Here is a 6,066-nt window from a genome sequence, read left to right as displayed (position 1 = left end):
CTTCGAGCGTATTAACAGTGACCGCCCCACTCGGCATCCAGGTACCACGACGCATACCCGATCGAGTCGCTACCGTCATATGCACATCGCCCTGAACTCATGGTTCTCTGCAACCAGTGACAGACGACCACAGCATCGGCTGTCCGGCCGGCGCCGCGGACGCGCCGGCCTCGACGGGCCCGGGGAGCGTGCCAGTGGAAGCGGTCGCGGCCGACGACGAGCCCGAACATCCCCATACCCAGGCGGAGTTTCATGCCTTCTTCGAGAGACATCACCGCGAGCTGAGCCGGTTTGCGTATCTCCTGACTGGCGATCACGACGTCGCGGACGACATCACCGCGGACGCTCTGACGGCCGCCTGGTCCGCATGGGACCGGGTCCGCTCCGCAGACCTTCCACTGGCGTATGTCCGGCGGATCGTCGCCAACCTGGCGGCCGACCGGGTCCGGAAGGTCGTCCGCGAGCGACGCGGGCTGCTCTTCCTTGGTCAGCGGGCCGACCAGTCGGCGCGGATACCCGATCTCCCCGCGGTCATGGATCTGCGCTCCGCGCTGATGACACTGCCGCCGGGCAAACGTGCGTGTGTCGTGCTCCGCTACGCCTTCGACCTGTCGGAGATCGAGACGGCTCGCACGCTGGGTATCTCCGTCGGCACGGTGAAGAGCCAGACCGCCAAGGGAGTCGCCGAACTGGAGCGGATTCTCCAGAACACCGAGCTACCGCCGGCCGGTGCCGCGGAGGTGGCGAGGCCACAGGTAGCGTCCGGTCAGTCGGGCACGTCACGCGGCGCCACATCCCGATCGGGCGGTTCCCGGGTGAATGGGTCCCGATCGGGCTCGGGTCGCCTGGGACGGCGGCGGGGCAGTGGTCAGTCCGGCAAACCGGCGGGTCCGAGCCGGTCGGCGTTCGCCTGCCTCGGCCGCGTCAAGCTATGGCCCTGGTGGCAACAGCGAGTCGGCGAGGCATAGATGACGCAGAAGGCGCCCGGGGTTCCAGGGGCCCGATCATGATGCGCAGGGTGGCGCGGCGGCGCGGCGCGGCGGGCCTCCGGCCGATTGCCGTCCCTCCGCTCCGGGGACGGGTGACCGCGTGACTAGCGACCACGGAACAGGCGACCGTGGAACGGGCGACCGTGGAACCAACAGCTCGAGCGCGGATGGTCGAGGGTCAGCCGATCGCGTCGGCGAGTTCCGCGGCGGCGACGGTCATGGCGGCAATCTGGGGGAGCTCCCGTTCCCCGACCGACTCCGCGGCATGCTGAGCGCCGAGATGGGCCGGCACCGCCCCGACTCCGATCGCATCCGCAGACGTGTCGCGGCGGCAGTCGATGCTCCCCTGAGCGGCACGATCATCCGCCCCCTCGGCCCGATCGGACCTGTCGGCCCGAGCGGTCCACTCAGCGCGAACGGACCACTCGGCGCGAACGGACCACTCAGACCGCCTGGTTCGATCGGCTCCAGCACCCGGACCGAGGATGGCCGGATCATCACCCGGCAGCACCGCCTGGGCCGTACCGTCACGAAGGCCCCATCGAGCCGACGGCGCCGATCCAGCCGGTCTACCAGCCCCGACCGGCTCCCCCGGTCCCACAACTGGCCCCGTTCCCGGCGGCACTCGGTTGCCCGACGCGGCACGATCGCGGGGGCGCTACTCGCCATCGTGAGCATCATGGCCCTGACGGCCCTGGCCCTGCTGGGGCCGTCAGGATCGAACTCCCCGGCTCCGCCCACGACGACCGTCACGGCGAAGCCGCGGCCGTCCGCCACGCCGGTCACGACGTCTCCGGTCGTGCGGACGCCGGCCGCGTCGCCCCAGGCCACCACGGTGGTCCCACCGGAACCGGCCAAGTCGAGCCCCGCCGGAACATCCGGGGGCAGCGCCGCCGTCCCGGACGCGACGAGCGACGCGAGCGCCGCACGGAGATCCGCCGGCCCGGACCCGGCGGACCCGGGGTCCGCGAGCGGTGGTGGCGGCGCACCGTCACCGTCCGCGGGACCGTCCGCGAACCATGGTGACAGCAGATCCTCCCTGCCCAGCGGAACGTTCGCGGGCATCGGCGGCGGGATCTACACCAGCACCGTCGCCCCCTTCCCCAGTGGGTCACAGGTGCGGCTTCCGGGCCCCGGAACTCTCGACTGGGTGCTGTTCGGGGGCTCGTGGAACGGTGTGCAGAACCGGGCCGCCATTGTGATGCCGCTGATCGACACCGACACCCTGCTGGGCACGTCCGTGCCGTCATCCTCCGGATTCGACTGGACGGAGGGCACGCCGGTCGCGACCGGCGTGGACGACACCGACCGGCTGTCCCTGCAGGGCTCGGCCCGGCTGACGGTCTTCGTCTCGCAGTCTCCGCTCACCCTGGACGTCCTCCTCGGATCCGGTTCCGGGCGGGTACAGATCATCGTCACCTCCATCGGCGGCACGCAGACCTTCACCCAGACCCTGCCTTCACCGATCGCCGATGGCTCGGCCGATGGAGTGGTGAGCATCGGGCTGCCGGCCGGAATCGGCACGACGTCGATCACCATCTCCAGCGGGGGCACGTCGGGTTGGACACTGGCGGCCGCAGTCCTGCGCTGACGGCGTGGGTCTGCGCGGTTACGTGGGTCTGCACTTGACCATGCGGAACCATGGGGAACCATGCGGACGAAAAATCTTCACAACGACGGCAACCAATCAACCTCCGCCGGACGACTGACAGATGAACGCCATACCGGCCCCCCGCGCCAGGAGGTCCGGCGGTGTTTCGGCCCGTTCGCTCCCCGGCTACCCCCCAGCCCGGCGGACGGGTCGCCAAGCGGCCGCCGACGGCGGCACGCGGGCTGGCCGGCCCGGCCAAGGTCGGCCAGCCCCTCGCGCCCCCTCCCACGCCGCCCGGCGCCCCGGTCCCGGGTGTGAGTCCGGTCGCGGGAAGGTGCCACGCGCCCTACGCTGACCGGCCGGGGAGAGGTAGCGTCAACCTCGTGCGTCGGCTGCTGTTGTCACCCTCGTGGATCGCGCGTCATCTCCTCGCGCTCTTCCTGATCGCATTCTTCATCCGCATGGGCATCTGGCAGCTGACGAAGGGCGAATCCCCGCAGGGATCGTTGCAAAACCTCTTCTACGGGGTCGAGTGGCCTGTCTTCGCCGCCTTCGTCGTGTACTGGTGGGTGAAGATGATGAAGGAGGATCTGGCGCCCAAGGACACCACCGGGCCGCGGTGGGGTGCCCACGGCCGGATCGCCCCCGAGGCGCCATGGCGACCGGATCTCGACACGGGCCCCAAAATGCTGACGACCGGCACCGCCGAGCAGTCCGCCGAGGACGACGAACTCGACGCCTACAACCGCTATCTCGCCTCACTGTACGAGCGTGACGCCCTTCGGGACGCCCTCAAGCACATCAACGGAGCCCGCTGATGACGGCATTGCCCGACCCCACCCGTACGGCCACCACAGGACGTGCCTCCGCGACGGCGATTCGCGCATCCCTGCTGCGGTATCGGGCCATCGCCTACATCGTCGGTGTGGGGCTGATCGCGCTGGTGTGCATCGGCATGCCGATGAAGTACATCGGCGGCAACGACGCGATCGTGGCGGCCGTCGGCCCGCTCCACGGTGTGCTGTACATGGTGTATCTCGCCGCTTCCTTCGATCTGGCGAACCGTTGCCGGCTGTCCTCGACCCGGACGATCACGATCATGCTTGCCGGCACCATCCCGTTCCTGTCGTTCTTCGCCGAGCGGCGGGTCACCTCCCTTGTGCGGGAGAGCCAGCTGTCCGCCGCCGCGGCTCCGGCCAGCCCGGCCACCGGGCCCACCAAGCCCGCGAAGCCCGCGCAGAGCGCCGAGGCCTCCACAACCTGACGGACCTGAGGACCGGCCTGACGGCGTCGAGAGACGCCGGGACCTCTCAGGGCAGGGACATCTCAGGGCAGGCCGACGCAGGCAGAGGCCGCCGTCGGCTTCTGCCGACGCAGGCAGAAGCCAACGCGCCGGGAGACGCAGAAGCCGACGCGCCGGGAGACGTCGCCTCAGGACACGTCCGAGTCAACTCCAGCCAGGCGGAACGCCGCCGGTGCGGGGCGGCGGAGACGGGCGGGCACGGCGATCGTCAGGACCTCACCGGCGGTGAGCCGCCGGAGCCGGGCCAACCGGGAGGGCGGAGCGAGCATCTCCGCGGACAGCACCTGGTCAGCCTCGGTACCGAAGGCAAACAGGCGCCCGTCCGACCAGGTGATCAGTTCGTCGGCCGTACTGGCGGGTCGCACGAGGACCAGCTGGGCGCGCCGCGGGTCCCAGACGATCGTCACCGTCCGCGTGGTGGACCGGAGCAACGCCCACTTGCCGCCGCTGCGGTAGGCGGCCGCCAGCATCCAGGCCGTCTCGTTTCCCTCGGGACGGCGGGACGGACGATCCGCGATCACCACGAGCCCCGCGTCGTCGACCGCGATCGGCGGAGTCGGGTCCGCCCGCAGGTCCGCGGCGGTCACCGTCCCGAATGCTCCGTCGAGGTGGACACCGCGTGCGGCGGGCAGCCCAAACGACGATGAAGCCAGCATGGCGGTCAGGGACGCCCGCCGGACGTCCACCCCGTCCAGCCGGACCAATCCGCAGACCGTCATCCGTTCCTCCGTCCGCAGCCCGCGATCCTCGATCCGCGATCCGATGGCGCACGGCACGGACGGAATCCCGGCCGGATGATCGACACGGTGCGGCGGCGTTCACGGGTGCTCCAGCGCCGGAACGTAGCAGTTTCTCGCCCGCCTCACCGGTCCGTTGCACGGAATCGCCGAGTGGTTCCGGCCTTCGGTGCCGGGCCTCACCGTCGTGATCCGGGCTCGGCCAGGACAGCGGCTCGAAAACACATCGGCCGCCTACCGGCCGCCGATCGCCCGTGACCGAGACGTCCGGCGGAAACCGGCCGCATGCGGAGGAAGACCGCGGTCACGGGGGAAGGACGGACTCAGGCCACGTTGGCGCCCGACGGCTCACGCTCCCGCTTGACCCGACGAGTCGCGATCACCGGATGAGCCGGGCAATCGACCAGATGCTCATCGAAGCCCTGCACCGTCGGCCAGGACTGGTGGCAGGACCCGCAATGGGTCGTGGCCGGATCGGTCCACCGCTCTTCACAGCCGGCACAACTGGCCGTGACCGGGATCTGCACTGTCTTGTCGGGCTGCCGGCGACGAGAGACCTGGATCGGCAACGCCTGTTGGATGGATTGTTCATCTGGGGAACGGAGTGTGACGGAAACCGCGCGTGGACGCCGGGGTGGGGTGTTGGCGGCCGGGATCGCGCGAGGGGATGTCGACCGACGGGGAGGCACCCGGCCATCCTGTCGCAGACCTGCACAAGCGTCACGCAACCGGCTGTCGAGTGTTCAGGGTGATTGTCCTGCGGCAACGCTTCCGGAGCTCGCGAACCAGAGCGTTCCGCCCGGACGGATCGTCATCGGCGCGGGTTCCCGCTAGCGGGAACCCGCGCCGGAAACAACCGTGCCGGGCCGAGCGACGCCTGGAACATCGCCGGACAGTCAAAAAATGACTACTGATACCCACCAATACCACTGGACTAGCTATAGTCAAGCGCATGGCGGACGCCATCGCCAGGGCCGGCGGTGAGGGGATCCCGGGCGTGAGTGCCGGCGCACTGCTGCGAGGGTGGCGGGAGCGACGCCGGATCAGTCAACTCGGACTGGCGTTGCGAGCCGACAGTTCCGCCTGACGCATCAGTTTCATCGAGACCGGCCGCTCCATTCCGAGTCGCCCGATGGTGCTGCGCGGGCCACGTGCCCGTCGGTGCGGAACCGGATGAGCGGTTCCTGCCTGTCGCCGAGGCCGATGGTGCAGGATCCGTACATCGGATCGGAGTCGACCAGGCCCAGTCCCGCGAAGCAGGCCCAGTCCCGCTCAGAAGGGTTCGGCCTGCGGGCGACTGCGGCCCCGCACGACGAGCCTCTCCTGGAGAGAGATTCCCGCTCTTACACACCCACCCACAAAGTGCGCTTCGTGAGGCGGCCGAAGCGTGGAGGGTCAGTCACGGTTCACGGTCTCCACACCGTCGCTAAGGGGACGTAATGAAGT

The 6,066-nt window shown here is 69.8% G+C and carries 7 protein-coding genes; 5 read left to right on the top strand and 2 right to left on the bottom strand.

Annotated elements, in window-relative coordinates:
* The first annotated feature begins 188 nt into the window (after nucleotides 1–188).
* The 4 genes from ACY5KJ_RS15750 to ACY5KJ_RS15735 all read left to right on the top strand — a co-directional run bounded on the left by ACY5KJ_RS15750 (nucleotide 189) and on the right by ACY5KJ_RS15735 (nucleotide 3,844).
* On the top strand, nucleotides 189–968 hold the full coding sequence (locus tag ACY5KJ_RS15750; protein WP_462203695.1) for a SigE family RNA polymerase sigma factor: 780 nt from the start codon (nucleotides 189–191) through the stop codon (nucleotides 966–968).
* Between the two features lie 691 nt (nucleotides 969–1,659).
* Entirely contained in the window at nucleotides 1,660–2,580 is a 921-nt protein-coding gene (locus ACY5KJ_RS15745; RefSeq protein WP_462203693.1) for a hypothetical protein, read from the top strand.
* A 161-nt stretch (nucleotides 2,581–2,741) separates the two neighbouring features.
* Entirely contained in the window at nucleotides 2,742–3,398 is a 657-nt protein-coding gene (locus ACY5KJ_RS15740) for a hypothetical protein (protein WP_462203691.1), read from the top strand.
* A complete protein-coding gene (locus tag ACY5KJ_RS15735; RefSeq protein ID WP_462185840.1) occupies nucleotides 3,398–3,844 on the top strand; it encodes a DUF3817 domain-containing protein in 447 nt (148 codons plus the stop codon). Before ACY5KJ_RS15740 ends, ACY5KJ_RS15735 begins: the two co-directional genes overlap by 1 nt.
* A 167-nt stretch (nucleotides 3,845–4,011) precedes the next feature.
* Here the strand turns inward: ACY5KJ_RS15735 and ACY5KJ_RS15730 are convergent, their stop codons facing one another.
* The gene (locus tag ACY5KJ_RS15730) at nucleotides 4,012–4,602 is read right to left on the bottom strand and encodes a hypothetical protein (protein ID WP_462203690.1); all 591 of its coding nucleotides are present in this window, start codon (nucleotides 4,600–4,602) and stop codon (nucleotides 4,012–4,014) included.
* 341 nt (nucleotides 4,603–4,943) lie between these two features.
* The gene (locus tag ACY5KJ_RS15725) at nucleotides 4,944–5,147 is read right to left on the bottom strand and encodes an FDXHR family putative zinc-binding protein (RefSeq protein WP_462185867.1); all 204 of its coding nucleotides are present in this window, start codon (nucleotides 5,145–5,147) and stop codon (nucleotides 4,944–4,946) included.
* Between the two features lie 425 nt (nucleotides 5,148–5,572).
* On the opposite strand from ACY5KJ_RS15725, the gene ACY5KJ_RS15720 reads away from it, so the two are divergent.
* Nucleotides 5,573–5,707, top strand: coding sequence for a hypothetical protein (locus tag ACY5KJ_RS15720; RefSeq protein WP_462203697.1), 135 nt, complete (start codon nucleotides 5,573–5,575; stop codon nucleotides 5,705–5,707).
* The last annotated feature ends 359 nt before the right edge of the window (nucleotides 5,708–6,066 follow it).

It is taken from the genome of Frankia sp. CcWB3 (assembly GCF_977927595.1).
The sequence above is the reverse complement of the archived record's forward strand: the minus strand, read 5'-3'. Positions and strand labels throughout refer to the sequence as shown.

What these genes read in the sequence shown, in the direction of transcription:
- ACY5KJ_RS15735 (WP_462185840.1), top strand. Translation starts at nt 3,398, where the DNA reads ATGACGGCATTGCCCGACCCCACCCGTACGGCCACCACAGGACGTGCC.
- ACY5KJ_RS15730 (WP_462203690.1), bottom strand. Translation starts at nt 4,602, where the DNA reads ATGACGGTCTGCGGATTGGTCCGGCTGGACGGGGTGGACGTCCGGCGG.
- ACY5KJ_RS15720 (WP_462203697.1), top strand. Translation starts at nt 5,573, where the DNA reads ATGGCGGACGCCATCGCCAGGGCCGGCGGTGAGGGGATCCCGGGCGTG.